This window comes from Endozoicomonas sp. SESOKO2, from assembly GCF_024606245.1.
GTDB lineage: Bacteria > Pseudomonadota > Gammaproteobacteria > Pseudomonadales > Endozoicomonadaceae > Endozoicomonas_A.
Map to the genome: position 1 here is coordinate 1 of NZ_JAHHPQ010000134.1, position 1,301 is coordinate 1,301.

Below are 1,301 nucleotides of genomic sequence, written 5' to 3' on the forward strand. Positions count from 1 at the left end.
TTTGCAAACCTGTTAACGGGGTCGCCTTAGATTCAATGGTTGTAGGGACAATCGATAAAAACGTCCCTGCCGGGCAAGCCATTTGCAACTTGATCATATTCGGGGAAGATGGCCAGCTGCTGCAATGTGGGAAGGTCTTGAAGGATGCAAAATCACTGTCGCGTCACATAGGCAACAGCCACTCCGGGCAAAAAATCTGTGACCTGACTGTGGTCGGGGAGGATAGTCAACCGCAGCCGTGTGGGAGTGTCTGCAAGAATGCTCAAGCCCTGCAGAATCACAAAAGAAGAGACCACACGACGCAACAAACCTGTGATGTGCCCGTGATCGGGAGGGACGGTCTGCAACGGCCCTGCGGGTCGGTCTGCAGAAATGCTGCAGCTCTGGCCACTCACAAAAGCGGACAGCACACCGGGAAAAAGACCTGTGACGTGACCGTAATCGGGGAGGGTGGCCAGCCGCGACCATGTGGAAAGGCTTGCAGAAATGCCGCATATCTGTACATTCACAAAAGCGGACAGCACACCGGGCTAAAAACCTGTAACGTAACTGTAATCGGTGAGGATGATCAGTCGCGGCCATGCGGAAAGACCTGCAAGAATGTTCAAGCCCTGACGAATCACAAAAACAGAGACCACACCGGGCAACAAACCTGTGACGTGACTGTAGTTCGGAAGGATGGTCAGCCGCAGCCATGCGGGAAGATCTTCAGGAATGCTAAAGCCCTGTTGGAGCATAAAAGCGGATACCACACTGGACAACAAACCTGTGATGTCACCGTGGTCGGGGAGGAAGGCCAACAACAGCCATGCGGAAAGGTCTGCAAGAATGCAAAAGCCCTGTCGAATCACAAAAGAATGCATCAAAAACGCAAGCCTTCTGAACAATGACCTTAGTTCTTAATCTGGCAACCGACCTTTTATGAGGCTTTCTTGATCTATCCTTGCTCTGTAAAAGCCAGAATACAGGGATAGAATTATTAAACACTCACTCTTTGCGGCATCTCGTTTGCTGTTACTAACGTTATCTGTCGTCTGTAATGCTGAACAGTTGACAGAACGTTTTACTGTCGACACCAAAGACACTCCACTATCCTCCAACCCCTATTCAGGGATATCTGTAAAAGTGGTTGCCTTTGCCGGTTCGCTTTTAAAAAGCTATTGTAACCCAGACTCACCGTCGTTTAACTCTATGGAACTCCGGGGGATCAGTCAGGATCACCCACTCACGATAACCGCTATGATGTCTGGCTCTGGACACAACCAACAACCCAACCCGCCATCAGAATCATCCGGGCAGGA

General features: G+C 50.4%; 2 protein-coding genes. Both read left to right on the top strand.

Going from position 1 to position 1,301, the window contains the following annotated elements:
* A partial coding sequence (locus KDK17_RS03500; protein WP_257287349.1) for a hypothetical protein occupies positions 1-890 on the top strand: 890 nt, incomplete at its 5' end.
* 118 nt (positions 891-1,008) lie between these two features.
* Positions 1,009-1,301 (top strand): hypothetical protein (locus KDK17_RS03505; RefSeq protein ID WP_257287350.1); only part of this gene is annotated, 293 nt, incomplete at its 3' end.